Annotated in this window: 2 protein-coding genes; both read right to left on the bottom strand. The window is 74.0% G+C overall.

What is annotated here, in order from left to right:
- A partial coding sequence (locus ASC99_RS41385) for a hypothetical protein (protein ID WP_235583172.1) occupies positions 1-206 on the bottom strand: 206 nt, incomplete at its 3' end.
- Positions 207-403: 197 nt separating this feature from the next.
- A partial coding sequence (locus ASC99_RS28700) for a hypothetical protein (protein ID WP_162257934.1) occupies positions 404-1,242 on the bottom strand: 839 nt, incomplete at its 5' end.

Here is a 1,242-nt window from a genome sequence, read left to right as displayed (position 1 = left end):
GGCGCAGTTACCTCGATGTCGCATATCCCGGCAAGCCCGACGACTACGGACGGCAGATCGACGACCTCATGACGGCGCTGCGGCGACCCGGGCGGTGGCCGGTCAGAGCCGACTACGGCGCACCACACCACGGGCCGGGCGAGCGGGACCTGGCCTGCGCCCAGGGCGAGCGCTGCGGTGCGGGTGCGCTCCAGCCAGTCGGCCACCTGGCGCAGCGTGGCGGGGTCGAGGTTTCCGGGCGAGGTCGCGGACGGCCCTGTGGTCGTCGTCCGCGAGTGGTTACCACCCTCGACTTCCTCGGGCAGTCGATCCGACCACGGTCCGTGCGCAACAGTGCCCCGGGGTCCAGCGGGACTCCTCGCTCGGCGGCACGAACCCGTGGGGTGCGGCCGGCGGGGCATCTTCAGATCCGAACGTGGCGCAGCACCCCTTCGACGCAGGCCCGGACGTGCCGACTCGGGTCCTCGCGCAGCCCGGCGACCAGCTCAAGGGCGGCCGGAGTGCCCAGCAGTGCAAGCGACTTGACGGCCTGAGCGCGGGCCCGCGGCTCCTTCTCGAGGGTGGCATTCTCCAGGCGCTCCAGTCGGCCGGGTCGCTCCGGGAGACGGGGTTCGAGCCAGGCACGGGTGGTGGCGTCGCGCAGCCGGACCAGCTGCTCCCCGATCCGGTCGAGGTCCGCTGTCGGGTGGTGGGCCGCGCGCAGGATGCCCTCGGTGGCCAACCGCCGGATCGTTCGGTCGGGCGCGGTGTGGATCAGGTGGATCATCACCTCGACCAGCGCGGGGTCGCCGCGTTCGGCGAGCGGGCGCACCAGCGCGGTCCGGACGGTGCCGTGCAGCAGGGTCTGGACCACCAGGTCGGTGGCACGCGGGGAGTCGCAGAGCGCCAGGATGTCCGTGGCGAGATCGCGCAGCACGGGGCCGCCGCCGCGGACGTCGAGGACACTCCAGCGCATCGAGTCGAGTGCCAGGTCCTCGACCCGGGTCAGGTCCGCGCCCGGGCCGGGGCCGAGCCGGCGCAACGCGAGCAGTCGGGTGTCGTGCTTGCTGCGGATCCCGGTCCCAGTGGTCCGCGGCAGCGCGACGATCTCGGGGACGGCCTCGACGGCGCCGAGGCGGGCGAGTGCGGCGATCAACTCGGGGACGGCCTCGGTGAGTCCCAGTCGGCCGGCAGCGTAGGCGGCCCGGCAGTAGGCGGCGTTCGGGTCGCGGAGCACGGTGAGGACGGCCTCACGGCGGGCGG

It is taken from the genome of Kitasatospora sp. Root107 (genome assembly GCF_001424875.1).
Classification (GTDB): domain Bacteria; phylum Actinomycetota; class Actinomycetes; order Streptomycetales; family Streptomycetaceae; genus Kitasatospora.
Note: the sequence above shows the minus strand (reverse complement) of the source record. Positions and strands in the feature narration are given on the sequence as shown.